Annotated in this window: 23 protein-coding genes, 4 tRNA genes and 1 pseudogene; 15 read left to right on the top strand and 13 right to left on the bottom strand. The window is 66.3% G+C overall.

Annotation, left to right across the window (positions count from 1 at the left end):
• Positions 1–4: 4 nt before the first annotated feature.
• Positions 5–1,351 (bottom strand): class II 3-deoxy-7-phosphoheptulonate synthase, encoded by a 1,347-nt coding sequence (locus LMJ29_RS02500; RefSeq protein WP_229603731.1) that lies wholly within the window; start codon positions 1,349–1,351, stop codon positions 5–7.
• 132 nt (positions 1,352–1,483) lie between these two features.
• Between LMJ29_RS02500 and LMJ29_RS02495 the strand changes: the two genes are divergently transcribed.
• Together LMJ29_RS02495 and LMJ29_RS02490 are read left to right on the top strand one after the other, a co-directional pair.
• Positions 1,484–2,230 carry a spermidine synthase gene (locus tag LMJ29_RS02495; RefSeq protein WP_229603729.1) on the top strand — a complete coding sequence of 249 codons (747 nt, stop codon included), beginning with the start codon at positions 1,484–1,486 and terminating at the stop codon, positions 2,228–2,230.
• A gap of 260 nt (positions 2,231–2,490) precedes the next feature.
• A pseudogene (locus LMJ29_RS02490) lies at positions 2,491–4,223 on the top strand (DEAD/DEAH box helicase).
• Positions 4,224–4,326: 103 nt separating this feature from the next.
• On the opposite strand, the gene LMJ29_RS02485 reads toward LMJ29_RS02490, so the two are convergent.
• Positions 4,327–5,094, bottom strand: a complete 768-nt coding sequence (locus LMJ29_RS02485) for a DODA-type extradiol aromatic ring-opening family dioxygenase (protein WP_229603727.1) — start codon at positions 5,092–5,094, stop codon at positions 4,327–4,329.
• Between the two features lie 105 nt (positions 5,095–5,199).
• On the opposite strand from LMJ29_RS02485, the gene LMJ29_RS02480 reads away from it, so the two are divergent.
• Positions 5,200–5,856, top strand: coding sequence for a thiopurine S-methyltransferase (locus LMJ29_RS02480; protein WP_229603726.1), 657 nt, complete (start codon positions 5,200–5,202; stop codon positions 5,854–5,856).
• A gap of 31 nt (positions 5,857–5,887) precedes the next feature.
• Here the strand turns inward: LMJ29_RS02480 and LMJ29_RS02475 are convergent, their stop codons facing one another.
• The 4 genes from LMJ29_RS02475 to LMJ29_RS02460 all read right to left on the bottom strand — a co-directional run bounded on the left by LMJ29_RS02475 (position 5,888) and on the right by LMJ29_RS02460 (position 9,312).
• Positions 5,888–6,535, bottom strand: a complete 648-nt coding sequence (locus LMJ29_RS02475; protein ID WP_229603725.1) for a DUF2959 domain-containing protein — start codon at positions 6,533–6,535, stop codon at positions 5,888–5,890.
• A 99-nt stretch (positions 6,536–6,634) separates the two neighbouring features.
• Entirely contained in the window at positions 6,635–7,510 is an 876-nt protein-coding gene (gene htpX / locus LMJ29_RS02470) for a protease HtpX (RefSeq protein ID WP_229603723.1), read from the bottom strand.
• Between the two features lie 88 nt (positions 7,511–7,598).
• The gene (locus LMJ29_RS02465; protein ID WP_229603722.1) at positions 7,599–8,051 is read right to left on the bottom strand and encodes a hypothetical protein; all 453 of its coding nucleotides are present in this window, start codon (positions 8,049–8,051) and stop codon (positions 7,599–7,601) included.
• Between the two features lie 49 nt (positions 8,052–8,100).
• Positions 8,101–9,312 carry a pyridoxal phosphate-dependent aminotransferase gene (locus tag LMJ29_RS02460; RefSeq protein ID WP_229603720.1) on the bottom strand — a complete coding sequence of 404 codons (1,212 nt, stop codon included), beginning with the start codon at positions 9,310–9,312 and terminating at the stop codon, positions 8,101–8,103.
• A gap of 174 nt (positions 9,313–9,486) precedes the next feature.
• Here LMJ29_RS02460 and msrB point away from each other — a divergent pair, with 174 nt between their 5' ends.
• Positions 9,487–9,894, top strand: a complete 408-nt coding sequence (gene msrB, locus LMJ29_RS02455; protein WP_229603718.1) for a peptide-methionine (R)-S-oxide reductase MsrB — start codon at positions 9,487–9,489, stop codon at positions 9,892–9,894.
• Positions 9,895–9,991: 97 nt separating this feature from the next.
• Here msrB and LMJ29_RS02450 read toward each other — a convergent pair whose 3' ends face one another.
• Entirely contained in the window at positions 9,992–12,316 is a 2,325-nt protein-coding gene (locus LMJ29_RS02450) for a hybrid sensor histidine kinase/response regulator (RefSeq protein ID WP_229603716.1), read from the bottom strand.
• Between the two features lie 108 nt (positions 12,317–12,424).
• Here LMJ29_RS02450 and LMJ29_RS02445 point away from each other — a divergent pair, with 108 nt between their 5' ends.
• A complete protein-coding gene (locus LMJ29_RS02445) occupies positions 12,425–13,309 on the top strand; it encodes an ATP-binding protein (RefSeq protein ID WP_229603714.1) in 885 nt (294 codons plus the stop codon).
• A 63-nt stretch (positions 13,310–13,372) separates the two neighbouring features.
• Here LMJ29_RS02445 and LMJ29_RS02440 read toward each other — a convergent pair whose 3' ends face one another.
• The gene (locus tag LMJ29_RS02440) at positions 13,373–14,032 is read right to left on the bottom strand and encodes a glutathione S-transferase family protein (protein WP_229603713.1); all 660 of its coding nucleotides are present in this window, start codon (positions 14,030–14,032) and stop codon (positions 13,373–13,375) included.
• Between the two features lie 277 nt (positions 14,033–14,309).
• Here LMJ29_RS02440 and LMJ29_RS02435 point away from each other — a divergent pair.
• From LMJ29_RS02435 to LMJ29_RS02420, 4 genes are all read left to right on the top strand, one after another.
• Positions 14,310–14,385: transfer RNA gene (locus LMJ29_RS02435), tRNA-Glu, on the top strand.
• 4 nt (positions 14,386–14,389) lie between these two features.
• A tRNA-Gly gene (locus LMJ29_RS02430) sits at positions 14,390–14,465 on the top strand.
• Positions 14,466–14,553: 88 nt separating this feature from the next.
• Positions 14,554–14,629: transfer RNA gene (locus LMJ29_RS02425), tRNA-Gly, on the top strand.
• Between the two features lie 88 nt (positions 14,630–14,717).
• Positions 14,718–14,793 (top strand) — tRNA-Gly (locus LMJ29_RS02420).
• Positions 14,794–14,887: 94 nt separating this feature from the next.
• On the opposite strand, the gene LMJ29_RS02415 is transcribed toward LMJ29_RS02420, so the two are convergent.
• The gene (locus tag LMJ29_RS02415) at positions 14,888–15,295 is read right to left on the bottom strand and encodes a PA2817 family protein (RefSeq protein WP_229603711.1); all 408 of its coding nucleotides are present in this window, start codon (positions 15,293–15,295) and stop codon (positions 14,888–14,890) included.
• Between the two features lie 166 nt (positions 15,296–15,461).
• Here LMJ29_RS02415 and LMJ29_RS02410 point away from each other — a divergent pair, with 166 nt between their 5' ends.
• The 3 genes from LMJ29_RS02410 (at position 15,462) to queF (ending at position 18,086) form a co-directional block, all read left to right on the top strand.
• Positions 15,462–16,391 (top strand): ABC transporter ATP-binding protein, encoded by a 930-nt coding sequence (locus LMJ29_RS02410; RefSeq protein WP_229603710.1) that lies wholly within the window; start codon positions 15,462–15,464, stop codon positions 16,389–16,391.
• A complete protein-coding gene (locus tag LMJ29_RS02405; protein WP_229603708.1) occupies positions 16,392–17,171 on the top strand; it encodes an ABC transporter permease in 780 nt (259 codons plus the stop codon).
• An 84-nt stretch (positions 17,172–17,255) separates the two neighbouring features.
• Positions 17,256–18,086: an NADPH-dependent 7-cyano-7-deazaguanine reductase QueF gene (gene queF, locus LMJ29_RS02400; RefSeq protein ID WP_229603706.1), complete on the top strand. Its 831-nt coding sequence runs from the start codon at positions 17,256–17,258 to the stop codon at positions 18,084–18,086.
• A 57-nt stretch (positions 18,087–18,143) separates the two neighbouring features.
• Here the strand turns inward: queF and LMJ29_RS02395 are convergent, their stop codons facing one another.
• A complete protein-coding gene (locus LMJ29_RS02395; RefSeq protein ID WP_229603704.1) occupies positions 18,144–18,410 on the bottom strand; it encodes a DUF4404 family protein in 267 nt (88 codons plus the stop codon).
• 210 nt (positions 18,411–18,620) lie between these two features.
• On the opposite strand from LMJ29_RS02395, the gene LMJ29_RS02390 reads away from it, so the two are divergent.
• The 3 genes from LMJ29_RS02390 (at position 18,621) to rssC (ending at position 21,179) form a co-directional block, all read left to right on the top strand.
• Positions 18,621–19,322, top strand: a complete 702-nt coding sequence (locus LMJ29_RS02390) for an MlaA family lipoprotein (protein ID WP_229603702.1) — start codon at positions 18,621–18,623, stop codon at positions 19,320–19,322.
• A 187-nt stretch (positions 19,323–19,509) separates the two neighbouring features.
• Positions 19,510–20,700 carry a two-component system response regulator RssB gene (rssB, locus tag LMJ29_RS02385; protein ID WP_229603700.1) on the top strand — a complete coding sequence of 397 codons (1,191 nt, stop codon included), beginning with the start codon at positions 19,510–19,512 and terminating at the stop codon, positions 20,698–20,700.
• Complete coding sequence (gene rssC / locus LMJ29_RS02380; protein ID WP_229603699.1) at positions 20,697–21,179, top strand: anti-sigma factor antagonist RssC; 483 nt, start codon at positions 20,697–20,699, stop codon at positions 21,177–21,179. Before rssB ends, rssC begins: the two co-directional genes overlap by 4 nt.
• A gap of 58 nt (positions 21,180–21,237) precedes the next feature.
• Here the strand turns inward: rssC and tal are convergent, their stop codons facing one another.
• The 3 genes from tal to LMJ29_RS02365 all read right to left on the bottom strand — a co-directional run bounded on the left by tal (position 21,238) and on the right by LMJ29_RS02365 (position 24,535).
• Positions 21,238–22,167 carry a transaldolase gene (gene tal / locus LMJ29_RS02375; protein ID WP_229603697.1) on the bottom strand — a complete coding sequence of 310 codons (930 nt, stop codon included), beginning with the start codon at positions 22,165–22,167 and terminating at the stop codon, positions 21,238–21,240.
• Between the two features lie 67 nt (positions 22,168–22,234).
• Positions 22,235–23,245 (bottom strand): tRNA dihydrouridine(20/20a) synthase DusA, encoded by a 1,011-nt coding sequence (gene dusA, locus LMJ29_RS02370; protein ID WP_229603695.1) that lies wholly within the window; start codon positions 23,243–23,245, stop codon positions 22,235–22,237.
• Between the two features lie 582 nt (positions 23,246–23,827).
• Positions 23,828–24,535 carry an SOS response-associated peptidase family protein gene (locus LMJ29_RS02365; RefSeq protein ID WP_229603693.1) on the bottom strand — a complete coding sequence of 236 codons (708 nt, stop codon included), beginning with the start codon at positions 24,533–24,535 and terminating at the stop codon, positions 23,828–23,830.
• Between the last annotated feature and the right edge of the window lie 213 nt (positions 24,536–24,748).

Below are 24,748 nucleotides of genomic sequence, written 5' to 3'. Positions count from 1 at the left end.
GCGCTTAGCGGCGCACCTGCTTGAGGGTATCGGCGATCAGGAAGGCCAGCTCCAGCGACTGGTCGGCGTTCAGGCGCGGGTCGCAGTGGGTGTGGTAGCGATCGGACAGGCCGGCCTCGGTGACCGGGCGGGTGCCGCCGATGCACTCGGTGACGTTCTGGCCGGTCATCTCGATGTGGATGCCGCCGGCGTAGCTGCCCTCGGCCTGGTGGACCTGGAAGAAGCGCTTGACCTCGTCGAGTACCTGGACGAAGTCGCGGGTCTTGTAGCCGCTGGAGGCCTTGATGGTGTTGGCGTGCATCGGGTCGGAACTCCACAGCACCAGGCGGCCCTCCCCCTCGACCGCGCGGATCAGTCGCGGCAGGTGCTCGCCAACCTTGTCGGCGCCCATACGCACGATCAGGTTGAGGCGGCCCGGGTCGTTGTCCGGGTTGAGGATGTCGATCAGGCGCAGCAGCTCCTCGGTGTTCATGCTTGGGCCGACCTTGACGCCGATCGGGTTGCCGACGCCGCGTAGGAACTCGACGTGGGCGCCATCCAGCTGGCGGGTGCGGTCGCCGATCCACAGCATGTGCGCCGAGCAGTCGTACCAGCCGCCGGTCAGGCTGTCCTGGCGCACGAAGGCCTGCTCGTAGTTGAGCAGCAGCGCCTCGTGGGCGGTGAAGAAGCTGGTCTCGCGCAGCTGCGGGGCACTTTCCAGGCCGCAGGCGCGCATGAACGCAAGGGTCTCGTCGATGCGGTCGGCGAGCTGGCCGTACTTGTCGGTCAGCTCGCCGTTGGCGATGAAGTCGAGGTTCCACTGGTGCACCTGGTGCAGGTCGGCGAAGCCGCCCTGGGCGAAGGCGCGCAGCAGGTTGAGGGTGGCGGTGGACTGGTGGTAGGCCTGCAGCAGGCGCTCCGGATCCGGCACGCGGCTCTGCGCGTCGAAGCCGATGCCGTTGACGATGTCGCCGCGGTAGGCGGGCAGGGTGACGCCGCCGATGGTCTCCTCGCCGGCCGAGCGCGGCTTGGCGAACTGGCCGGCCATGCGACCGACCTTGACCACCGGGCAGCCGGCGGCGAAGGTCATGGCGATGGCCATCTGCAGCAGCACCTTGAAGGTGTCGCGGATCTTCGCGGCGGAGAATTCGACGAAGCTTTCGGCGCAGTCGCCGCCCTGGAGGAGGAACGCCTGACCCTGGGTGACCTCGGCGAACTGCCGGCGCAGCTCGCGGGCCTCCCCGGCGAACACCAGCGGCGGATAGCCGGCCAGGGTCTGCTCGACGCGCGCCAGATGCTCGGCATCGGGATAGACGGGTTGCTGCTGGATCGGCTTGCTTCTCCAGCTGGCGGGGTTCCAGGCGTTGCTCATCGGACGGCTCGGCTCGCGACTGATAGTGATGCGCTATGGTAACCGATCCGGGACCGCTGGCCCGCAAAGCCCGGCTGCATCGATTCGCCGGCGCTCTGGTAGCATGCGCGGGTTTTTTCCGGGAACAGCGACATGGGCAACTACCAGCAACTGGCCGAGGTGCACGACGACTACGGGGTGATCCGCGTGGTGCAGTCCGGCGACTACCGTTTCCTCGAGTTCGGCGACGAGGTCGAGCAGAGCTGCAGCTACGTTCCCGATCCGGCCTGGCTGGAGTACGACTACACCCGCGCCATGCTGCTCGGCGCATTGCTGCCCGAACGCGCCGAGCGCCTGCTGTTCCTCGGCCTGGGCGGCGGCAACCTGACCATGGCCTGCCTGCGGCATCTGCCGGTCGCTGCGGTGGACGCGGTCGAACTGCGCCCGGCGGTGCCGCGCCTGGCCCGCGAGTTCATGGGCCTGGGCGAGGACCCGCGGCTGTCCATCCGCATCGGCGATGCCCGGGCGCTGCTGAGCGATTGCGCGCCGGCCGACGTGATCTTCCTCGACCTCTACACCGACGCCGGCCCGGCCTCGGCGCACATCGCCTGGGGTTTTCTCGAGGCCTGTCGCGCGCGCCTGCGCCCGGGTGGCTGGCTGGTGATCAACCAGTGGACCGCCAGCGACGGCAAGCCGCTGGGTGCCGCGCTGTTGCGGGGGGTATTCCGACATTGCTACTGGGAATGTCCGGTTCCCGAGGGCAACGTGATCCTCTACGTGCCGGCCGACCCCGAGCAGACGCTCGACCCGGCTCGCCTCGGCGCGCGCGCCGGCGAACTGGCGGGCCGCGTCGGCTATGGCTTCGACGCCTATCTGCAGGTGTTGCGCCCGGCCAGCTGAGCGGCCGCAGGCGCTGGCGAGGCGGTCGACGCGGAAAAAGACGCGACTCGGCACACATTTTGCGTTACACTGCGCGCCAGCTTCGAAACACCCCTTTCCAGACCCGCTTTTTCCTGGAAGCGCTGCTTCTGCTGCTGTGCGCCCGTCGTCACGGGCATCTCTTGACGAACTATCCTTTCCACGCGATTTCGCAAATCCCCGCCGACCAGGCTGCCAGGGTAACCCTCAGGGTTTTGCTTTTGGCTGGCGCAGCACTGGCTATGGGTCTTTGCGGATGTACACGAGGCAAATACCCATGACCGAGACTACCGTTGGCGGCTTCGCCGCGCTTGATCTGCATCCCGCCGTGCTGTCGGCCATCGCCGCGGTCGGCTACGAGGAACCCTCTCCCATCCAGGAGCAGTCGATTCCGGTGATCCTCGCCGGCCACGACATGATCGGCCAGGCGCAGACCGGCACCGGCAAGACCGCCGCCTTCGCCCTGCCGCTGCTGTCGCGCATCGACCCGGCGCGCCGCGAGCCGCAGGTGCTGATCCTCACCCCGACCCGCGAGCTGGCGCTGCAGGTGGCCACCGCCTGCGAAACCTATTCCACCCAGATGCCGGGCGTGAAGGTCGTCGCCGTCTACGGCGGCGCGCCCATGGGCCCGCAGCTCAAGGCCCTGCGCCAGGGCGCGCAGATCGTCGTCGCCACCCCCGGCCGCCTGTGCGACCACCTGCGCCGCGACGAGAACCTGCTGACCAGCGTCGAGCGCCTGGTGCTCGACGAGGCCGACGAGATGCTCAAGCTCGGCTTCATGGAAGACATCGAGGTGATCTTCGAGGCGCTGCCGGAAAGCCGCCAGACCGTGCTGTTCTCCGCGACCCTGCCGGCCTCGATCCGCGCCATCGCCGAGCGCCACCTGAAGTCGCCCAAGCACGTCAAGATCGCCGCCAAGACCCAGACCGTCGAGCGCATCGAGCAGGCTCACCTGATGGTCCACGCCGACCAGAAGCCGGTTTCGGTGCTGCGCTTGCTCGAGGTGGAGCAGTTCGACGCGCTGATCGCCTTCGTGCGCACCAAGCAGGCCACCCTGGACATCGCCGAGCTGCTCGAGCGCAACGGCTACCGCGTCAGCGCGCTGAACGGCGACATGCCGCAGGCCCAGCGCGAGCGGGTGATCGAGTCGCTCAAGGAAGGCTCGCTGGACATCGTGGTGGCCACCGACGTCGCCGCCCGTGGTCTCGACGTGCCGCGCATCACCCACGTGCTCAACGTCGACATGCCCTACGATCCGGAATCCTATGTGCACCGTATCGGCCGTACCGGCCGTGCCGGTCGTACCGGTCGCGCCCTGCTGCTGGTCACCCCGCGCGAGCGTCGCATGCTGCAGGTGATCGAGCGGGTTACCGGGCAGAAGGTGGGCGAGATTAAGCTGCCGGACGCCGAGACCGTGCTGGAGGCGCGCCTGCAGCGTCTGGCCAATGCGCTCAAGCCGCTGCTGGAAGGTGCCGACGCCGCCCGTGGCGCCGTGTGCGCCGAGCTGTGCCGCCGCCTGGACTGCACCCCCGAGGCGCTGGCCGCCGCGCTGCTGGCCAAGCAGACCCAGGGCCAGGCCCTGGATCTGGAAGGTGTGCGCCGCGAACAGCCGCTGACCCCGGCACCGCTGCGCGAACGTCCGACCGGCGAGCGCGCCGAACGCGGTGAGCGTGGCGATCGTGGCGAGCGCAGCGGCGAGCCGCGTGCCCGTCGTCCGATGGAGCCGCTGGCCGAAGGCCGCGTGCGTTGCCGTACCGCGCTGGGCAAGCGCGATGGCGTCGCCGCCAAGAACCTGCTCGGCGCCATCATCAACGAGGGCAAGCTGGCCCGCGAGGCCATCGGCCGCATCCAGGTGCGCGAGACCTTCAGCCTGGTCGAACTGCCGGAAGAGGGCCTCGAGCGCCTGCTCGGTCGCCTCAAGGAAACCCGTGTCGCCGGCAAGGCCCTGCGCCTGCGTCGCTACCACGAAGAATGAGGCGCGCCCCGCGCTGAATGAAAACGCCCCGACTGGTTCGGGGCGTTTTCGTTTGGGGCGCGGGAGAATCTGGCCGCGGCCGGCGCGTCGCCGGTGGTGGGACTCAGCCGAAGCGGTAGATATCCATGGCGAGGGTCGCCTTGCTGAAGCCTGCGTGCTCGATGGCGAACGCACCGCCGGCGCCGCGGGCGAAGAACAGCGGCAGCAGGTGCTCGTCGCTGGGATGGCTGCGTACCGCCCAGGGCGCCTGCGCGCGGTAGTCGTGCAGGGCCGCCTCGTCGTCGGCGGCCAGGCGCCCGGCCAGCCAGTCGCGGAACTCGCTGGCCCAGGGCTCGACCACTTCCGGGCCGGCGTGCCAGTCCAGGTCGCGCAGGTTGTGGGTGATGCTGCCGGAGCCGATCAGCAGGATGCCGCGCGAGCGCAGGTCGGCGAGCAGACGGCCGATGTGGGTCTGCAGCGCCGGGCCCTGTCGGCTGGGCAGCGACAGCTGCAGCACCGGGATGTCGGCGGCGGGGTACATCAGCATCAGCGGCACCCAGGCGCCATGATCGAGCGGGCGCTGGGGGTCGAGGTGCGCCGGCAGGCCGGCGTCCTCCAGCAGCTCGACGATCTCCAGGGCCAGCTGCGGGTCGCCCGGCGGTTCGTAGTTCAACGCGTAGAGCGCCGGCGGGAAGCCGTAGAAGTCGTGCCAGGCCTGCTGGCGGGGTGCCGAGGTCAGGCGCAGGTCGGTGGTTTCCCAGTGCGCGGAGACCACCACGATGGCTTTGGGGCGCGGCAGCTCGCGGGCCAGGCGGGCGAGGGTGCGGCCGGTGTCGCCCGGCTCCAGGGCGACCATCGGCGAGCCGTGGGAAATGAACAAGCTGGGCAGCATGGGGTGTCTCCGGATGGCGATGTTGCTATCTTCGACAGGCGAATGATCGAAATCCAGTATAAGTTTTCGACCATACATATCGAATCAAGCCGAAGGAGAGTCACCGTGCACGAGGAGTTCTGGCAGGCGCGCTGGGCGCGCAACGAGATCGGCTTTCATCGCAGCGAGGTGCATCCGGCGCTGCCGGCCCACTGGGCGGGGCTGGGCCTGGCGGCGGGCAGCGAGGTGCTGGTGCCGTTGTGCGGCAAGAGTCTGGACATGCCCTGGCTGGCGGCCCACGGCCATCGGGTGCTCGGCGTGGAACTGGCGGAGAAGGCGGTGCACGAATTCTTCGCCGAGCAGGGCCTGGCGGCGGCGGTCGGTGCCGACGGCGCCCTGCGTCGCCACCAGGCCGAGGGCATCGCCCTGTTGCTGGGCGATTTCTTCGCCGTCACCCCGGCGCAGACGGCCCGATGCCGGGGCTACTACGACCGCGCCGCGCTGATCGCCCTGCCGGCGGAGATGCGCCGCCGCTACGTCGCGCATCTGGCCGCTCTGCTGCCGGGCGATTGCGCGGGGCTGCTGGTGACCCTCGACTATCTGCAGGAGCAGCGCCCGGGGCCGCCGTTCGCGGTGAGCGACGCCGAGGTGCGCGAGCTGTATGGAGCGGATTGGCGGGTCGAGTTGCTGACCGACGAGGATGTGCTGGCGGACAACGCCGGGTTCCATGCCCTGGGGGTGAGCTGGCTGCGCGAGCGCGTCTACCGGCTGACGCGCCGCTGAGGCGGGGGCCGCGAAGGCGGCCCCGTCGATTTCAGCTGCCGCTCTGCATGCGGCGCACGAAGGCGTCGGACTCGTCGATGGCGCGCTGCATGTCGCGCAGCAGTTGATCGACGTTGCCCTGCAGGGTGCGGTACTCGCCCTTGAGCGCGCCGATGGCGCGGGCGTTGAGGTTGTGCTTGAGGAACAGCACCTGGTCGCGCAGCACGCTGAGCACCGGCGCGATACGCCGCTCCGCCGCCTGCATGCGCTGGATCAGATTGCGGTAGTCCTGGCGGGTGCGCGCCAGTTCGCGGGCGCTGGCGCTGCGCAGACTGGCGTTGCTGTATTGGTCGAGCTCGGCCTCCCACTCGTCGAACAGCGCCTCGGCCACGTCCTCCACCGCCTTGATGCGCTGGCGCACCGCCTTGGCACTTTCCTCGCTGGCCAGGTACTCGCTGTTCAGCGCCTCGTAGCGCGTCTCCAGTTCGCCGCCGTCGACCTGCACGACGCTGCGGTAGCGCTCGAGAGCGTCGCGGAACTGTTCTTTGGCATCCTGCTGGGCGTCGCGCGCCTCCTCCACGCGGTCGACGAGGATGTCGCGCTTGTGCACGCCGACCTTTTCCATGGCGGTGTAGTAGGCGCTCTGGCAGCCGGTGAGCAGGAGCAGGGCGGCGAAGACGAGGGAGAGGGGCGCGCGCATCGAGGGTCTCGCAAATCCGTGGCGGGAGAGGAATATTACAGACAAAAAAAGGGCGACTCGCGTCGCCCAAGCTCAGTGTGAATGCGTTGTGGCCGGCGATCAGCGGCCGCGCTGCATCAGGACCTCGATGCGGTCTTCCAGCGGCGGGTGGCTCATCAGCAGGCCGGCCAGGCCATGCTTGAGGCCGCCGTTGATGCCGAAGGCGGTCAGGCTGTCGGGCATCTGCACCGGTACGCCCTGTTCGGCGCGCAGGCGCTGCAGGGCGCTGATCATCGCGCCGGTGCCGGCCAGGTTGGCGCCGGCCTCGTCGGCGCGGTATTCGCGGCGGCGCGAGAACCACATGACGATGATGCTGGCGAGGATGCCGAGCACCAGTTCGGCGAAGATGGTCGCGACGAAGTAGCCGATGCCGTTGCCTTCCTCGTTCTTCAGCACCACCTTGTCGACGAAGGTGCCGAAGATGCGCGCGAAGAACATCACGAAGGTGTTCACCACGCCCTGGATCAGGCTGAGGGTCACCATGTCGCCGTTGGCCACGTGGCCGATCTCGTGGGCCAGCACGGCGCGCACCTCGTCCGGCGAGAAGCGCTCGAGCAGGCCCTGGCTGACGGCGACCAGCGCATCGTTGCGGTTCCAGCCGGTGGCGAAGGCGTTGGCCTCGTAGGCCGGGAAGATACCGACCTCGGGCATCTTGATGCCGGCCTCGCGCGACAGCTGCTCGACGGTCTGCAGCAGCCACTGCTCGTGGCGGGTGCGCGGCTGGCTGATGATTTCCGTGCCGGTACTCATCTTCGCCATCCACTTGGAGATGAACAGCGAGACCAGCGAGCCGGCGAAGCCGAAGATGGCGCAGTAGACCAGCAGGCTGCCGTAGTTCTGGCCGGTGAAACGGTCCACCCCGAGCAGCTTGAGGGTGATACTGGCGATGATCAACACGGCCAGGTTGGTGGCCAGGAACAGCACAATACGCATCATGATGAAACCGTCTCCTTGCGGCAAAGTCGCGATGAGTCTGAGCGGCTATATAAGGGAGCGCCGGGGGCAATTCAATTGTGGCGCTATTTCAAACTGTGTCGCTGCGGACGCTCTGGGTCGGGGCGAACAGCAGACGGGCGAGGCGCGCGAGCTGCTCGTCGTCGCTGCTGTCGATGGCATGCTGCAACTGCCGGGCCAGGGTGCTGCGAACGCGCAGCTGATCGGGGGGTAGGCCGGCCGCCTCGAGTATCGGGTCGGCGATGCGGGTGGTCAGGCGCAGGAAGGCCTTCTCGGTGAGCACCGCCTGGTCGATCGCCTCGTAGTGCAGCGGACCGTCGTGGCGCAGGTAGCCTTCGTCGCCGAGCCACAGCAGGGTGCCCAGGCAGCTCTGGTGGCGGGGGCTGGGCAGGCCGTACTGGTCGAGCTCCTGGAAGCCGATCAGTTCGTCGATGTACAGCGGGGTCTTGCGCGGAAACACGCGGTAAAGCAATAGCAGGGCGCGGCTGGCGTCCTGGTAGAAGTGTTCGATCTGCAGATCCATGGCGGGACTCGCGCCAGCCGCCCGCGTCGGGGCGGCTGGCCGGCAGGTGTTACTGGCGATAGCCCTTGAGGAAGTTGCCGATGCGGCCGATGGCCTGCTCGAGGTCGTCGACGCGCGGCAAGGTGACCACGCGGAAGTGGTCCGGCCACGGCCAGTTGAAGGCGGTGCCCTGGACGATCAGCAGCTTCTCGGAGAGCAGCAGGTCGAGGACGAACTTCTCGTCGTTGTGGATCGGGCAGACCTTCGGGTCGATCTTCGGGAAGGCGTAGAGTGCGCCCATCGGTTTGACGCAGCTGACCCCGGGGATGTCGTTGAGCAGCTCCCAGGCGCGGTTGCGTTGCTCGAGCAGGCGGCCGCCCGGCAGGACCAAGTCGTTGATGCTCTGGTAGCCGCCCAGCGCGGTCTGGATCGCGTGCTGGGCCGGTACGTTGGCGCACAGGCGCATGTTGGCGAGGATGTCGAGACCCTCGATGTAGCTCTGCGCCTTGTGCTTGGGTCCGGAGATGATCACCCAGCCGGAGCGGAAGCCGGCCACGCGATAGGACTTGGACAGGCCGTTGAAGGTCAGGCACAGCACGTCCGGGGCCAGCGAGGCGGTGGAGATGTGCTCGGCGCCGTCGTAGAGGATCTTGTCGTAGATCTCGTCGGAGAAGATCACCAGGTTGTGCTGGCGGGCGACCTCGACGATCTGCTCCAGCACTTCCTTCGGATACACCGCGCCGGTCGGGTTGTTCGGGTTGATCAGCAGGATTGCCTTGGTGTTGCTGGAGATCTTGGACTTGATGTCGTCGATGTCCGGATACCAGTTCGACTGCTCGTCGCACAGGTAGTGCACCGCCTTGCCGCCGGCCAGGCTGGTGGCGGCGGTCCACAGCGGGTAGTCCGGTGCCGGGATCAGCACCTCGTCGCCGTTGTTGAGCAGCGCCTGCAGGGCCATGACGATCAGCTCGGAGACGCCGTTGCCGAGGTAGATGTCCTCGATGGTGACGCCTTCGATGTTCTTCTGCTGGCAGTACTGCATCACCGCCTTGCGGGCGCTGAACAGGCCCTTGGAGTCGCTGTAGCCCTGGGAGATGGGCAGGTTGCGGATCACGTCCTGGAGGATCTCCTCCGGCGCCTCGAAGCCGAACGGCGCGGGGTTGCCGATGTTCAGCTTGAGGATGCGATGGCCTTCCTCTTCGAGGCGCTTGGCGTGCTTGAGTACCGGCCCGCGGATGTCGTAGCAGACGTTGGCGAGCTTGTTGGATTTGCTGACCTGCATGAGGGGACCCCGATCTAACCGAACCAGCGCCGTCCCGGCGCTGGCGCAAATCGTCCGGTGGGCGGCTTGGCAGGCTCGAGAGCGGGTGACAGACTGAAAGCCACGCATCATACGACTGCCCCGGGCCCTGCGAAAGGGAAGGGGCCGGCTTTTTTCCCGGGCGAGGTGAATAACATGGACAAGGTCGAGAAACCGCTGGAGGAGTGGCGCGAAGAGCTATCGGAAAGCCAGTTCCAAGTGTGTCGATTGAAGGCTACCGAGCGGCCTTTCACCGGCGAGTACTACCACTGCGTCACCCCCGGTACCTACCACTGCGCCTGCTGCGATGCGCCGCTGTTCGACTCGGATGCCAAGTACGACTCCGGCAGCGGTTGGCCCAGCTACTTCCAGCCGGTCTCCGCCGACGCCCTGCGCCGGGTGGAGGATGTCAGTCACGGCATGCATCGCATCGAAGTGCTCTGCGCGCGCTGCGACGCCCACCTGGGCCATGTATTCCCCGACGGTCCGGCGCCGACCGGGCTGCGTTATTGCATCAATTCGGTGGCCTTGCGCCTGAAGCCCCGAGATCAGGCAGAGTCTTGAGAACGTTCTGCAAGCCATTGATTCATATGAGTTGATGGCTTGCAGTTAAAGTGATTTGTGAACACTTGCGGCGCCGCGGCCCCTGCCGGGCATTCCTTCAGGCCGGACGGGCGCCTCGCGGCGGCAGCCAGCGCTCGAGCATGGCTTCCAGCTCCCCGCGGCGCAGGGGCTTGCTCAGGTAGTCGTTCATCCCGGCGCGCTGGCAGCGTTCGCGCTCCTCGGGCAGCACGTTGGCGGTCAGGGCGATCACCGGCAGCCCGGCCCAGCGCTGTTCGCGGCGGATCTGCCGGGTCGCTTCGTAGCCATCCATCAGCGGCAGGTTGCAGTCCATCAGCACCAAGTCGAAATCGCGCTGCTGGAGGATTTTCAGCGCCTCCTCGCCATGCCGGGCGATGGTCACAGTCAGCCCCAGACGGCCGAGCAGTCCCTTCACCACCAGCTGGTTCACCGGGTTGTCCTCGACCAGCAGGATGCGCGGCTCGCTCGGCGCCGGTGCCAGCGACTGCTCGACTTGGGGGATTGTCGCCGGTTTCAGATGGCGCTGCAGGGCCTGGTAGAGGGCGGCGCGCGCCAGCGGCCGGGCCATCTGTTCGAGCGGTTGCAACCTGAGCGCTTGGTCTTCCGGCAGCAGCTCGCCGTAGGCGCTGACCAGCAGGATGGGCGCGCTGTATGACGCGCGTAGCAGGCTCAGGCAGTCCGGGCAGTCGGAGATCAGGATGTCGGTGCTCAGGCCGGCCAGGCTGGCGTCCGGATCCTGGCGGCGATAGTCCAGTCCCCAGGCCGGTAGCCAGGTTTCCAGCAGCTCGCTGAGGCCGCTGCGCCGCGAGCACAGGGCCACCACCGTGCCCTGCAGCGGCGGTAGCGCGGTGGCCGCGGCATGGGTCGCCAGTGGCAGACGCACGCTGAAACGGCTGCCCAGGCCCGGCTGGGATTCCACCTCGAGCGTGCCGTGCATGGCTTCGCAGAGGCGGCGGGTCAGGGTCAGGCCCAAGCCGGTGCCGCCGTACTGGCGGCTGATCCCGGCTTCTGCTTGGGCGAAGGGCTGGAAGATCCGCGACAGCGCTTCGCGGGCGATGCCGATGCCGGTGTCGCGCACTTCCAGCAGGATGCCGTCGGGGTTGGCGATCAGGCGCACGTCGACGCGGCCATGACGGGTGAACTTGAGCGCATTGGACAGCAGGTTGCTGACGATCTGGCGCACCCGCAGGGGGTCGCCGATCACCTCGCCGGGCAGGTCGGGGGCGATCAGGCAGCTCAGCTCGACGCCGGGCGCGGCGTTCTGCGACAGCAGGCTGGCGGTGTCCTCGACCAGGCTGGCGAGGTCGAAGGGGGTATGCTCCAGCTCGAGCTGGCCGGCCTCGAACTTGGACAGGTCGAGGACGCCGTTGAGCAGCTCGACCAGGGTCCGTCCCGAGTCGTGGGCGATGGTCAGCTGCTGGCGCACCTGCTGCGGCAGCGGATTGTCCAGCGCCAGGGCGAGCATGCCGAGCAGGCCGTTGAGCGGAGTGCGGATCTCGTGACTCATGCTGGCGAGGAACTGGCTGCGGGCCTGGGCCATCGCCAGGGTGGTCCGCTGGGCCTGCTGCAGTTCGCGATTGGCATCGAGGAGTTCGCGGTTGGTGCTCTCCAGTTCGGTGGTGCGCAGGCGCACGCGCTCCTCCAGTTCGGCCAGCGAGTAGGTCAGGCGTTCCTCGGCGGCCCGGCGCTGGGCGATTTCTCTATCGAGCAGGGCCAATTGACGGTTGCAGGCGGCTACCAGCAGGCCGATCTCGTCGCGTTGATGACCGCTGGGGCAGGGCAGCGGCGGCTGCTCGCTCCGCAGCGGATCGCGCTGGCGCAGGGCACCGATCAGGGCGGTGAGCGGGCGGGTCAGCAGCAGGTAGAGCAGGCCCAGCAGGATCAGGCTGAGCAGCAGGCAGCTGACGAAGTTGACCGCCAGGGTGACGGCGGCGCGATGCAGGAAGCGGCTGCCGTAGACGTAGGTGTCGATCTCGAGGCGCTGCCGGCCGAGCAGGGGCGAGCCGGGCGAGCCGGGCGGCAGCGGTCGCTCGATGCTCCGTCCCGCGCCGAACAGCAGGCTGCTCAGGCGTGCACCCCAGCCGCCGGCATTGGCTGGACGGGACAGGCTGGCCAGCGGAGTACCCTCGGCGCCGAGCAGTTCGGCGCCCATCACGGCAGGCGACTGCAGCAGGCCCTGCATCAGTTCGCTGGCCAGTGCGGAGTCGCCGTCGCGCAGCGCGCGCAGGGCCGGGGCCTGGCTGATCTCCAGCAGAGCGTCGGCCTCCTGGTTGATGAGCGCGTCCTCGCTGGCATAATCGAGCGCCACCTGAATCAGGCTGAACAACGCACCCAGGGCGAAGGCCACCATGACCGTCAGGCTGGCCTGCCGGAAGGAAAGTCGTTGCTTGAGAGGTATGTCCATACGGGGATTGAAGTGCGGCGTCCCGATCTGCGGGCGGTCGTCAAGGATAGCCGATCCGCCGCCGGCGCCGGCGCTGCGGATGTCTCAGTTCATTGCAGGGAGTCTTGCGTGGAAAATCGTCTGAATGAGTTTCTGGAGCGCGTCGAGCAGGTGCTCGAGCGTGTGCAACCGTTGCTGCCGCAGCCGCTGCCGCCCATCGATTGGAATGTTTGCCTGGCGGCCCGCTGGCAGCGCGAGGGCCGGCACGGCGGGCTGCGCCCGCTCGAGGTGCGTCTCGACCTGCACCTGCACGACCTGCTCGGCGTGGATCGCCAGCGCGAGGTGCTCGGAGGCAACACCCGGCAGTTCGTCGCCGGCCTGCCGGCCAACCATGCGCTGCTCTGGGGCGCGCGGGGTACCGGCAAGTCGTCGCTGGTGCGCGCCCTGCTGGCGGAGTACGCCGAGGAAGGCCTGCGCCTGATCGAGATCGAGCGTGACGATCTGGCCGACCTGCCGCGGGTTGTCGAGCTGCTGGCCGGCCTGCCGCAGCGCTTCGTGCTGTTCTGCGACGACCTGTCCTTCGAATCCGGCGAGGGCGACTATCGGGTATTGAAGAGCGTGCTGGACGGCTCCCTTGAGCAGGCGCCGGACAACGTGCTGCTGTACGCCACCTCCAATCGCCGCCATCTGGTGCCCGAGCGGCTGAGCGACAACCTGGACGCGACCCTGGTGGATGGCGAGGTGCATCCCTCGGAGGCGGTGGAAGACAAGGTCGCCCTGTCCGATCGTTTCGGCCTGTGGCTGTCCTTCTATCCCTTCACCCAGCCGGAGTATCTGCAGGTGGTGCAGCACTGGATCGGCGTGCTGGCAGCGCGCGCCGACCTGGCCTGGCACTGGGACGAGGAGCTGGAAAAGCTGGCGATCCGCTGGGCCACCGGGCGCGGTAACCGCAACGGGCGCTGTGCCCAGCAATTCGCCCGGCACTGGGTGGGGCTGCGTTTGCTGGCGGGCTGAGTTTCGCCCTGAACGTCCGGGACCGCCCGCTCGGCGGCCCCGGACGCCGACTCAGGCGGTGGTCTAAGCGCGCGCGAGCAGCTTCTCCAGGGCGCTGCATTCGCCCGGCAGGATCGCCCGCACGCTGTCGCGCTGGCACAGGCGCGACAGCAGGTCGGCCAGACCGGGCCAGCGGCCGGCGTCGAGCGCCTCGCCGCCGTGCTGCATGTTGATCAGCTGGCAGGCGAACGCCAGGTCAGCGGCGCTCAGGCGATTGCCGACGAAGTAGTCGGCGCCGTCCAGTACCTTCTCCAGATAGTCGAAATGCTTCGGCAGCTTGTCGAGGGCGGCCTGCACCGCGGTCTCGTCGCAGGGCTGGCCACGCATCGGCTTCAGGGCGCGGTTGAAGAACACCGCGAAGGTGGCCAGCGGGGCCAGCTCGTAGTCGGCATACTTCTCCAGCCAGCGGATGCGCGCCTTTGTCTCCGGGGTATCGCCATACAGCGCCGGCGTCTCGGGGAAGCGCTCCTCGAGGTACTGGCCGATCACGCTGGAGTCGGCCAGCGCCAGGTCGTCGTGCTTGAAGCCGGGGATGCGGCCCAGCGGGCTGATGTCGTAGAACCAGTCCGGTTGTTGCAGTGGGGCGATGATTTCCAGTTGGTAGTCGAGGCCCTTTTCCGCCAGGAGCAGGCGGACCTTGCGGACGAACGGGGAGAGCGGGGCGCCATAGAGGGTCATGCTCATGAGGGCAGATCCTTGATGCGGGTTGAGGAGGGGGTTCGTTTATAGCACGTCAAAGCTGTTCGTCAGGGGCGGTGCGGGTTCATTCGAGTGAGTCGCCAATTCAGCGCAAGCCATTGATTTGAAAAAAAATTCAAAGGAGGGGTTGACGCCTTGGTGGTCGCTTCCTAGAATGCGCGCACTTCCGAAGCGAAGCATGAGTCAAAGCGAAAGCAAGACGCTAGCATAGCGAGGAAGTTGGAAAATGTGGCAGTCAAAGCTGTTATAAGTTCCAGGCCGCGTCCCCTTCGTCTAGTGGCCTAGGACACCGCCCTTTCACGGCGGTAACAGGGGTTCGAGTCCCCTAGGGGACGCCACTATGCGGGAATAGCTCAGTTGGTAGAGCACGACCTTGCCAAGGTCGGGGTCGCGAGTTCGAGTCTCGTTTCCCGCTCCAGTTTGCAACAGGCGCAACGCGAAGGCGGGGCGTAACGTCCGGAGGTGATCCGGGCGCCAGGCGAAGAGCCTGGCAGCCGAAAGGCAATGCGGGAATAGCTCAGTTGGTAGAGCACGACCTTGCCAAGGTCGGGGTCGCGAGTTCGAGTCTCGTTTCCCGCTCCAGTTTGCAACAGGCGCAACGCGAAAGCGGAGCGTAACGTCCGGAGATGATCCGGGCGCCAGGCGAAGAGCCTGGCAGCCGAAAGGCAACGCGGGAATAGCTCAGTTGGTAGAGCACGACCTTGCCAAGGTCGGGGTCGCGAGTTCGAGTCTCGTTTCCCGCTCCAAATCGAAAAAGACGCCACCTTCGGGTGGCGTCTTTTTTTTATGCGCGCGTTTTGCTGGCCGGTGCCTCTCCGCGCGGGAGAGGCGGGCTCGGGCTCAGTGGCGGGGGCTGTCGTCCGGCAGGGCGAGCAGCTGCTTCTCGCGCTCCCAGTCGAATGGCTCGTCATTCTCCTCGGCGGCGAAACGGCGCTCGTCGAGCTGCTGGTACAGATCGATCTCCTCGTCCGGCATGTAGTGCAGGCAGTCGCCGGCGAAGAACCACAGCAGGTCGCGCGGCACCAGGTGGGCGATCTGCGGGTAGCGGTGGAACACCTGGACGATCAGCTCCTGGCCCTGGCCGATGGCGTCTTCGGTCTGCCGCGGCAGATCGGCCAGCAGTTCGTCGAAGCGCTCGAGAAACAGCGCGTGGTTTTCCTCCGGCACCTGCTCGGCCTCGCCCAGGGCGGCCAGAATGGTGCGCAGGTGGGCGAGCAGGGCGAGGTGATGGTCGAGGTAGTTGGCCATGGCAGGGGGTCCTGAGTGAAACGGTCGGCGAGTATAGCAGCCGGGGTTCGCCTGCCGTCGCTGGCATGGCGGGACACGACAATGGCCTTTTCCGGCCCTCGGCAAGGTTGCATTTGTCGCGGGTAGCCTCTATCTAGTGCTCTCGTTTTTACGCGCGGCTGCCTTCATGACCCCTGCATTGACCATTCGCCAGTTGACCAAGACCTATGGCAACGGCTTCCAGGCCCTCAAGGGCATCGATCTGGAGGTCGCCGAGGGCGACTTCTTCGCCCTGCTCGGCCCCAACGGGGCGGGCAAATCCACCACCATCGGCATTCTCTCCACCCTGGTGAACAAGACCAGCGGCACGGTTGAGGTATTCGGCCGCGACCTCGACCGCGAACCCTCGGCACTCAAGCGCTGTCTGGGCGTGGTGCCCCAGGAGTTCAACTTCAACCAGTTCGAGAAGCCCTTCGACATCGTCGTCGCCCAGGCCGGCTACTACGGCATCCCGGCGCGCGTCGCCGGCGAGCGTGCGGAACGGTACCTGAGCGAGCTGGGCCTGTGGGAGAAGCGCAACGTACCCTCGCGGATGCTCTCCGGCGGCATGAAGCGGCGGCTGATGATCGCCCGCGCGCTGGTCCACCAGCCGCGGCTGCTGATCCTCGACGAGCCCACCGCCGGCGTGGACATCGAGCTGCGCCGCTCGATGTGGGGCTTCCTGACCGAGCTGAACGAGCAGGGCATCACCATCATCCTCACCACGCACTATCTGGAGGAGGCCGAGCAGCTGTGCCGCAACATCGGCATCATCGACCACGGCCGCATCGTCGAGCACACCAGCATGCGCGAGTTGCTGATGAAGCTGCACGTGGAGACCTTCCTCCTCGACCTGCGCAGCCCGCAACAGGGGGTGCCGGTGCTCGAGGGCTACCCGGTGGCCCTGGTCGATCCCCTGACCCTGGAGGTGCAGGTGGAGAAGAGCCAGGGTATCAACGCGCTGTTCGCCCAGCTCGCCGCCAAGGGCATCGAGGTGCTCAGCCTGCGCAACAAGACCAACCGCCTGGAGGAGCTGTTCGTCTCCCTGGTGGCCAAGAATCTCGCCGGAGGCCAGTGAATGTCTGTCGAACTGCAAGCCAACTGGGTGGCGCTGCAAACCATCGTCCACAAGGAAGTGCGCCGCTTCATGCGCATCTGGCCGCAGACCCTGCTGCCGCCGGCGATCACCATGGTTCTGTACTTCGTCATCTTCGGCAACCTGATCGGCCGGCAGATCGGCGACATGCGCGGCTTCTCCTATATGGAGTACATAGTCCCAGGGCTGATCATGATGTCGGTGATCACCAACTCCTACGGCAACGTGGTGTCGAGCTTTTTCGGCACCAAGTTCCACCGGTCCGTCGAGGAGTTGATGGTCTCCCCGGCCTCGCCGCACGTGATCCTGGTCGGCTTCGTGATCGGCGGCGTGCTGCGCGGCCTGGCGGTGGCGGCCATCGTCACCGCGCTCTCGCTGTTCTTCACCCACCTGCAGGTGCACCACGCGCTGGTCACCTTCGCGGTGATCCTGCTGGCGGCGACCATCTTCTCGCTGTGCGGGTTCATCAATGCGGTCTACGCGCGCAACTTCGACGACATCTCTATCATCCCGACCTTCGTGCTGACCCCGCTGACCTACCTGGGCGGGGTGTTCTACTCGATCAGCATGCTGCCCGAGTTCTGGCAGACGGTATCGCTGGCCAATCCCATCCTGCATATGGTCAACGCTTTCCGCTACGGCATCCTCGGTGTTTCCGACATCCACATCGGCACGGCCGTCACCCTGATGCTGCTGGCGGCGGCGATTCTCTACGCGGTCAGCCTGCGCTTGCTCAAGCGCGGCGTGGGCATGCGCCAGTGACTCCGGCCGGGCGGACGCCGGGCGGGCTTGCCTTTGCCGCTGGCGGCCGTCAGGCTTCACCTTTTCCGCTTTTCGAGTTTCGCAATGGCGCAAGACGTCCACCATTCCCCGCTGGGCAAGACCACCGAGTACGTGGCCGAGTACGCCCCCGAGCTGCTGTTTCCCATTCCGCGCGCGCCCAAGTGGCACGAGCTGGGTATCGACCCGCAGGCGCTGCCCTTCGTGGGCGTCGACCTGTGGAACTGCTACGAGCTGTCCTGGCTGAACGACAAGGGCAAGCCGCTGGTGGCCATCGGCGAGTTCGCCATCCCGGCCCATTCGCCGTGCATCATCGAGTCGAAGTCGTTCAAGCTGTACCTCAACTCGCTGAACCAGACCCGCTTCGCCAGTCGCGAGGCCTTGGTCGAGGTGCTGGCGCGCGACCTCTCCGCCGCCGCCGGCGCGCCGGTGGCGGTGCGCGTGCGCGGCCTCGACGAGGTGGCGGCGGAGGGGGTGGCACTTCCGGCCGGCGAGTGCCTGGACGATCTGGATATCGCCATCGACCGCTACGGCCCGCCCGATGCCGGGCTGCTGGTCTGTGACCGTTCGCGGCTGGTCAGCGAGACCCTCTACAGCCACCTGCTGAAGTCCAACTGCCCGGTCACCGGCCAGCCGGATTGGGGCACGGTAGTGATCGACTATGCCGGTCCGGCGCTGAACCGTGCTGCGCTGCTGGCCTACGTGGTGTCGTTGCGCATGCATGGCGACTTCCACGAACAGTGCGTGGAGCGCATCTATCTGGATCTCAAAGAGCGCCTCGCGCCCGAGCGTCTGACCGTGTACGCGCGCTACGTGCGCCGCGGCGGCCTGGACATCAACCCCTGCCGCAGCACCCATGCGGTCAGCCTGGACAATCGGCGCCTGGTGCGCCAGTAAGCGGAAACGAAAAAGCCGACCTGCGCGTGTCGGCTTCGAGTTGTCGGCAGGTGCGTTTCAGATGCCCATGTTGGCCAGGGTCTGCACGATGGAGCGCAGGCTGCCGGCCAGGGTCGGATGGCTGGCCTCGAAGCGCTCCACCGCCAGATTGACGCCATCGACCAGGTTCGCGTCGGGCTCGCTGGCGATCTCGCGAGCCAGCCTTAGCTCGATTTCGCTCATCAGCTCGATCAGCGCGGCCTTGTCCTCGGCGTTCAGTGGCGGATCCTCGGCCAGCTGGTCACGCAGGTCTTGAAGTTGCTGCTGGAGTTGGCTTTCGGGCATGACGATCTTCCTTCTGCGGTGGAAGGGCAGCGGTGCGGATCGCTACCCTGTAGCTGAAAGACTAACCCAGCCGAGGCGCAAGCGGGTGACCGACATCAAGCGAACGCCGGTCGGTTGTGGCTGCAAAAACTTTATACCCCTATATACTGCGCGGCTTGATGCGGTTGGCCGATGATGGCCGGTCGCGCCGATTGTTCAAGGAGAAAGTTCATGCGCAAGACTTGCGCTCGGTGGCTGCTGGGCTCGGCCCGTCTGCTGGCGGTGGCCGGGCTGGCCATTGCACCCGCGATCAGCCAGGCCAGTGAAGATGACCCCTGGGAATCCTTCAACCGTCCGGTATTCGTGTTCAACGACAAGTTGGATACCTATGCCCTCAAGCCGCTGGCAAAAGGCTACCAGGCAGTAACGCCGCAATTCGTCGAAGATGGCATTGGCAACTTCTTCGCCAACGTGGGCGAGATCCGCAACTTCGGCAACGATGTTCTGCAGGGCAAGTTCCAGGATGCCGGCGTCGATACCGCCCGCTTCCTGTTCAACACCACGTTCGGTGTGCTGGGCTTCGTCGACGTCGCCAGCCATGCCGGCCTGCAGCGCAACGACGAAGACTTCGGTCAGACTCTGGGCGCGTGGGGTGTGGGCAGCGGTCCCTACCTGATGCTGCCGTTCTTCGGCCCGAGCAATCCGCGCGATGCCGTGGGCCTGGTTCCGGACAGCATGGCCGGCATGAAGGGGCACATCAGCCACGTGCCGACGCGCAATACCGTACAGGCGGTGGACATCGTCGATAGCCGCGCAGAACTGCTGTCGGCCGAGAAGGTGATCGCCGGCGACAAGTACGTGTTCATTCGCAACGCCTACTTGCAGAATCGCGAGTTCAAGGTCAAGGACGGCCAGGTCGAGGACGACTTCTAAGGCCCGGGGCAGGGCGCCCGGAGGATGGATTTCAGACGTTGCAAGCGTTTATTTCCTCCTCCTCTTTGCGTCTTGAACCCGGTAGCCGATGCGAGTACTGTCGCGCCATAGATCGGCCGCCCCGTGTGGTCCCCGTAGTTGAACACGTCTCCAAAGCCGCCCGCGGCGCCGTTTGCCTGGACGATTCATGCACACAATCAGTGCCAAGCTGCTGGTCATTGACGATGAGGATGAGGTGCGTGCCAAGCTGCATGCCTACCTCGAGGATGCCGGTTACTGTGTGTTGCAGGCTGCCGGCGGCAGGCGCGGTCTGCAGCTTTTCGAACTGGAACAGCCTGACCTTGTCATCTGTGACCTCAACGTGCCGGGGCTGGGTGGCCTCGAGCTGGTACGCGAGTTCGGCGAACGCGACAGCGGTGTGCCGGTGATCGTGGTTTCTTCCGCCGGGGATATGAGCGACGCCGTCGAGGCCCTGCGACTCGGTGCGGCCGATTACCTGGTCAAGCCGCTGGATGATCTCGCCGTGCTCGATCACTCGGTGCGCCGCGCCTTGGACCGCGCCCGACTGCGCCAGGAGAACCGTCGCTACCGCGAGCGCCTGGAAGCCACCAACCGCGAGCTGCAGGCCAGCCTCAGCCTGCTCCAGGAAGACCAGAACGCCGGCCGCCACGTGCAGATGAACATGCTGCCGGAAATGCCCTGGCAGGCGGGCGAATTCCATTTCGCCCACTGCATCATTCCCTCGCTGTATCTCTCGGGCGACTTCGTCGACTATTTCCGCATCGACGAGCGCCGCATCGGCTTCTACCTGGCAGACGTCTCCGGCCACGGCGCCTCGTCGGCGTTCGTCACGGTACTGCTCAAGTTCATGACCACCCGCCTGCTCTACGAGTCGCGGCGCCACCGCAACCGTCCCATGCCGGAATTCCATCCTTCCGACGTGCTCGGCCACATCAACCGCGGACTGATCAACTGCAAGCTGGGCAAGCACGTCACCATGCTCGGCGGCGTGATCGACGAGAGTACCGGCAAGCTGACCTACAGCATCGGTGGCCACCTGCCCTTGCCGGTGCTCTACAGCGACGGCGAAGCACGCTACCTGGAGGGGCGCGGACTGCCGGTCGGCCTCTTCGAGGAAGCTACCTACGAGGATCACGAACTTGTGTTACCGGATCATTTCAGCCTGACCCTGTTCTCCGACGGCATCTTCGACCTGTTGCCCGGCGAGACGCTCAAGGAGAAGGAGGCGATGCTGCCGCAGATGGTCCGTCAGGCCGGCGGCAGCCTGGAGGGGCTGAGTCGGGTGTTCGGACTGGCCAACCTCGGCGAGATGCCCGATGATATTGCCTTACTGGTGCTGAGCAGGAAGTTTGCATGAGTACGGGTAAGATCCAGTTTGCCGAGCAGAACGGCACTTTCGTTCTCAAGTTCGTCGGTGAGGTGCGCCTGACCCTGTGTTCCGCCCTGGACGCCACCATCGAGCGGATCTTCGGTGCCCACAATTTTTCCTCGATCATCATCGATCTGACGGAAACCTCCAGCATCGACAGCACCACCCTTGGCCTGCTGGCCAAGCTGTCGATCCTCTCGCGGCAGAAGATCGGCCTGCTGCCGACCTTGGTCAGCACCAACGCCGACATCTCCCGCCTGCTCGAGTCCATGGGCTTCGAGCAGGTCTTCAACGTGGTGAGCACCCCGTTGCCCTGCCCGGAGTGTCTGCGCGACCTGCCGGCCCAGGATCTCTCCGAGGAGCTGGTCAAGGCCAAGGTGCTGGAAGCGCACCGCATCCTCATGGGGCTCAACGAGCACAATCGCGAGGCGTTCAGCGACCTGGTGACGGCGCTGGAACGCAACTGAGTCCCGCACCAACAAAAAAGCCGACCCTTGCAGGTCGGCTTTTTTCGTTCTCGGGGGCTCAGGCCTTGCCGGCCAGCAGCGCCTCGAGCTTTTCCTGGTCGCGGGCGAACAGGCGGATGCCCTCGGCCAGCTTCTCGGTGGCCATGGCGTCCTCGTTCATCTTCCAGCGGAAGGCGCGTTCGTCGAGGCTCTCGCGAGCCTCGCCCCGGGCGTTCTCGCTTCCCAGGTGGCGGGGCAGCTCGCCCTGGTCGGCGGCCAGTTGTTGCAGCAGCTCGGGGCTGATGGTCAGGCGGTCGCAGCCGGCCAGTTGCTCGATCTGGCCCAGGTTGCGGAAGCTGGCGCCCATCACCACGGTCGCATAGCCGTTGGCCTTGTAGTAGTTGAAGATGCGCGTCACCGACTGCACGCCCGGATCCTCGGCGCCGGCGAAATCGCGGCCCTCGGCCTTCTTGTACCAGTCGTAGATGCGGCCGACGAAGGGGGAGATGAGGAACACCCCGGCGTCGGCGCAGGCCTGCGCCTGGGCGAAGGAGAACAGCAGGGTCAGGTTGGTCTGGATACCGTCGCGCTCGAGCTGTTCGGCGGCGCGGATGCCTTCCCAGGTCGAGGCGACCTTGATGAGTACCCGTTCGCGACCGATGCCCGCGGCCTCGTACAGCCCGATCAGACGCCTGGCGCGTTCGATGGTGGCGGCGCTGTCGAAGGACAGTCGCGAGTCCACCTCGGTGGAGACCCGGCCGGGGATGATCTGCAGGATCTCGCGACCCACCGCCACCGCGAAGCGGTCGCAGGCCAGGCCGAGATCGCCCCCGGCGCCGGCGATGGCCGCTTGCAGTTGGTCGGCATAGCGCGGCAGAGCGGCGGCCTTGAGCAGCAGCGAAGGGTTGGTGGTGGCGTCCACCGGCTGCAGGCGGGCGATGGCGTCGAAGTCGCCGGTGTCGGCGACCACGGTGGTGTACTGCTTGAGTTGCTCCAGCTTGGATGACATCAGACGAAACCCTGTCGTTACAGATCATCCGACATTAACCGAGCCCAGTCCCCCGCTCAATGGCCTTTCAGTGGTTGCCGAGCAGCTCGATGGCCCTATCGTACACGCCGAGCGGATCGTCGCTCTTGTGCACGTCCACCGACAGCACCTGGCGGAAGCGCCGCGCGCCGGGGAAGCCTTGGGCCAGGCCGAGGATGTGGCGGGTGACATGATGCATCGCGCCGCCCTCGCTCATGTGCCGCTCGATGTACGGACGCAGCTGGCGCAGCACCTCGCCGCGGCTCGGTACCGGACGCTCGACGCCGAACAGCTCCTGGTCGACGCGGGCCAGCAGGTAGGGGTTGTGGTAGGCCTCGCGGCCGAGCATCACGCCGTCGAAGGTTTCGAGATGCGCCTGGCACTCATCGAGGATCTTGATCCCGCCGTTGAGGATGAATTCCAGCTGCGGGAAGTCGCGCTTGAGCTGTGCGGCCACCTCGTAACGCAGCGGCGGCACCTCGCGGTTCTCCTTGGGCGACAGGCCCTCGAGAATGGCGATGCGCGCATGCACGGTGAAGCTGCGGCAACCGGCCTCGGCGACCTGGCCGACGAAGTCGCACAGCTCGGCATAGCTGTCGCGGCCATTGATGCCGATGCGGTGCTTGACCGTCACCGGAATGGCTACCGCATCCAGCATGGCCTTGACGCAGTCGGCCACCAGAGCCGGATGCCCCATCAGACAGGCGCCGATCATGTTGTGCTGCACCCGATCGCTCGGGCAGCCGACGTTGAGGTTGACCTCATCGTAGCCGGCTTCCTCGGCCAGCCGCGCACAGGCCGCCAGCTCCGCCGGCACGCTGCCGCCGAGCTGCAGTGCCAACGGATGCTCGCTCAAGTCGTAGGCCAGGAAACGCTGGCGATCGCCATGCAGCAGCGCGCCGGTGGTGACCATCTCGGTGTAGAGGAGGGTGTTCCTGGACAGCAGGCGCAGGAAGAAGCGGCAGTGGCGGTCTGTCCAGTCCATCATGGGTGCGACGCTGAAGCGGCGGGACGGCTCAGGCCGCGTGGTTGCTGCGTTTGAGGCTGATTTCTGTAGCATTCTTGGGTGTCTGATTTTGTGCCGTTTTGGCCCGCTTTTCCGTGTTTTTCAAAGGCCATTGCTACGATGTAGCAAATCAAAAACGTCATGTGACAAATCGAATGGGCACGACCACATCGCGTTGCCGCAAGAGCACTCAGTGGCTCTAGGGCACAGATCAGGTCCATGCGTGATGGTGCACGAGTTTATCAGGAAGCTGGACATTCGACCGTAAGCAGGCGGCTCTGGTCTGGGGCAAGGGACAGGCGACGGGGCTGGTGGCGCCTGCGCTCGATATGGCCTACGTGCCGAGAGGACTGCCGCAGCAGGGGATTTTCCATTCGAATCAGGGCGGTCATATGCCAGCTACGTGTGCCGGCGGCGGCTTTGGGTTTGCCGGATGGGCAGCGCATGAGTCCAAGCGGTAACTGCTGGGGTAGCTCTCCGATGTGGTGTATGCGCTGGTCTATCGGGCGCCAGTCAAAGTGGCACCTGCCGGTTACCGTTCGCTGATGGGGCTCTTGGAAGACTGTGTTCGTAGCGTCTCCAGAATTCGGGGTGCGACTCGGATTATGAGCAACCTATAGTCATCACAGCTCGCCTTCAGCTTTCCTTCTTGCTTTTGATCGGCTTTATCAACCCCGCTCCCTCACTCTTCACATTCCCCACCTCACGTCCCACCGCATGCCACTCGAACGCCTCCGCCGGCAGCCCGCGGTGCAGGAGGATCTCCTCAGCTTCTCGGGGTGCCAATCCCGGATCGAGCCACGCCTTCGCCTCGTCCGGCCCCAGCACCACCGGCCGGCGATCGTGAATCTCGGCCATGCCGCCGTCGCTCGCCATGGTGATCGTCGCGAAGCCATCCCCCTCCCGGATCTCCCGACCATGGCGGGGCAGCTGGCCAATGGCGGGAAAGAACAGCGGGCCGCCGTCTTTCAGGCGGAAGTAGTACGGCTGCTTGTGCTTCGGGGTGGCCGGGTACGGCTTCCACTCGTACCATCCGTCCGCCGGAACCACTGCGCGTCCGCTTTTCCATGCCCCCCTCCAGAAAGCCCCGGTCGCCACCTTCTCGACCCTGGCGTTGATCGCCGGCGGGCGAGAGCCGATCGCCCAGGACGGGGCGTAGCCCCAGGGGACCGGCTCCAGCCGAAGTTCATCCTCCTCCTGATGCAGGAGCAGGACGCGGGTACGCGGTGCCACGTTGTAGCGGCCGATCGGCTCCGGATCGAAGCCGCCCACTATCGGCAGCTCGATGTTTAGTGCTTCCAGATACTCGACCGGAATCAGGGATTGCACGAATCTGCCGCACATGACCATCTCCGCAGGCTCGCCTCCCCCCAGCCTAGATCCGTAACAGGACCAATGACCGACCGTTGGGCAGTCGCCTTGGCAAGCAGCCTGGCGATCGGCACCGCAGATGGATTGGGTCGCGGCTTATGTTGCCTATGGATTCGAATGCAGCGGCGAGGTCGGTGAGGTGGCGGGGCGCTGGTCGATCAGCCGATGACGCTGTTGCTCGGAGGG

The organism is Pseudomonas oryzagri, from assembly GCF_020831405.1.
In the GTDB taxonomy this organism is placed as follows: Bacteria; Pseudomonadota; Gammaproteobacteria; order Pseudomonadales; family Pseudomonadaceae; genus Geopseudomonas; species Geopseudomonas oryzagri.
The sequence above is the reverse complement of the archived record's forward strand: the minus strand, read 5'-3'. Positions and strand labels throughout refer to the sequence as shown.

What these genes read in the sequence shown, in the direction of transcription:
- LMJ29_RS02500 (WP_229603731.1), bottom strand. Translation starts at nt 1,351, where the DNA reads ATGAGCAACGCCTGGAACCCCGCCAGCTGGAGAAGCAAGCCGATCCAG.
- LMJ29_RS02495 (WP_229603729.1), top strand. Translation starts at nt 1,484, where the DNA reads ATGGGCAACTACCAGCAACTGGCCGAGGTGCACGACGACTACGGGGTG.
- LMJ29_RS02485 (WP_229603727.1), bottom strand. Translation starts at nt 5,094, where the DNA reads ATGCTGCCCAGCTTGTTCATTTCCCACGGCTCGCCGATGGTCGCCCTG.
- LMJ29_RS02475 (WP_229603725.1), bottom strand. Translation starts at nt 6,535, where the DNA reads ATGCGCGCGCCCCTCTCCCTCGTCTTCGCCGCCCTGCTCCTGCTCACC.
- htpX (WP_229603723.1), bottom strand. Translation starts at nt 7,510, where the DNA reads ATGATGCGTATTGTGCTGTTCCTGGCCACCAACCTGGCCGTGTTGATC.
- LMJ29_RS02465 (WP_229603722.1), bottom strand. Translation starts at nt 8,051, where the DNA reads ATGGATCTGCAGATCGAACACTTCTACCAGGACGCCAGCCGCGCCCTG.
- LMJ29_RS02460 (WP_229603720.1), bottom strand. Translation starts at nt 9,312, where the DNA reads ATGCAGGTCAGCAAATCCAACAAGCTCGCCAACGTCTGCTACGACATC.
- msrB (WP_229603718.1), top strand. Translation starts at nt 9,487, where the DNA reads ATGGACAAGGTCGAGAAACCGCTGGAGGAGTGGCGCGAAGAGCTATCG.
- LMJ29_RS02450 (WP_229603716.1), bottom strand. Translation starts at nt 12,316, where the DNA reads ATGGACATACCTCTCAAGCAACGACTTTCCTTCCGGCAGGCCAGCCTG.
- LMJ29_RS02440 (WP_229603713.1), bottom strand. Translation starts at nt 14,032, where the DNA reads ATGAGCATGACCCTCTATGGCGCCCCGCTCTCCCCGTTCGTCCGCAAG.
- LMJ29_RS02415 (WP_229603711.1), bottom strand. Translation starts at nt 15,295, where the DNA reads ATGGCCAACTACCTCGACCATCACCTCGCCCTGCTCGCCCACCTGCGC.
- LMJ29_RS02410 (WP_229603710.1), top strand. Translation starts at nt 15,462, where the DNA reads ATGACCCCTGCATTGACCATTCGCCAGTTGACCAAGACCTATGGCAAC.
- LMJ29_RS02405 (WP_229603708.1), top strand. Translation starts at nt 16,392, where the DNA reads ATGTCTGTCGAACTGCAAGCCAACTGGGTGGCGCTGCAAACCATCGTC.
- queF (WP_229603706.1), top strand. Translation starts at nt 17,256, where the DNA reads ATGGCGCAAGACGTCCACCATTCCCCGCTGGGCAAGACCACCGAGTAC.
- LMJ29_RS02395 (WP_229603704.1), bottom strand. Translation starts at nt 18,410, where the DNA reads ATGCCCGAAAGCCAACTCCAGCAGCAACTTCAAGACCTGCGTGACCAG.
- LMJ29_RS02390 (WP_229603702.1), top strand. Translation starts at nt 18,621, where the DNA reads ATGCGCAAGACTTGCGCTCGGTGGCTGCTGGGCTCGGCCCGTCTGCTG.
- rssB (WP_229603700.1), top strand. Translation starts at nt 19,510, where the DNA reads ATGCACACAATCAGTGCCAAGCTGCTGGTCATTGACGATGAGGATGAG.
- rssC (WP_229603699.1), top strand. Translation starts at nt 20,697, where the DNA reads ATGAGTACGGGTAAGATCCAGTTTGCCGAGCAGAACGGCACTTTCGTT.
- tal (WP_229603697.1), bottom strand. Translation starts at nt 22,167, where the DNA reads ATGTCATCCAAGCTGGAGCAACTCAAGCAGTACACCACCGTGGTCGCC.
- dusA (WP_229603695.1), bottom strand. Translation starts at nt 23,245, where the DNA reads ATGCTACAGAAATCAGCCTCAAACGCAGCAACCACGCGGCCTGAGCCG.
- LMJ29_RS02365 (WP_229603693.1), bottom strand. Translation starts at nt 24,535, where the DNA reads ATGTGCGGCAGATTCGTGCAATCCCTGATTCCGGTCGAGTATCTGGAA.